The 235-nt window shown below is 42.6% G+C and carries 1 protein-coding gene; it reads right to left on the bottom strand.

The annotated features are described in order from the left end of the window. Positions 1 to 235: hypothetical protein (locus ACVCZW_RS03695; protein ID WP_452231674.1), on the bottom strand; the 235-nt coding region annotated here is incomplete at both ends.

Here is a 235-nt window from a genome sequence, read left to right as displayed (position 1 = left end):
GTTGCGTTTATTATTGCACCATCCGTTGCTATTGGGTTAAAAACAAAACTTCCGCCAGTATCTCCTATGATATTTGCGGTTCCGCCATCACAATTTGCAGTCATAGTAAAAGAAGCATTCCCGGAGGTTAAAACAGTTACCATTTGTGTGCTACTTGTTCCGCAGGTTCCTGGACTCGTGTATTCTATCGTATATGTGGTTCCTGAAATCCCATTAGTTACCACTCCGCTAGTTG

The organism is Lacinutrix sp. MEBiC02595, from assembly GCF_053601555.1.
This window is presented reverse-complemented; position numbering and strand designations above follow the sequence as displayed.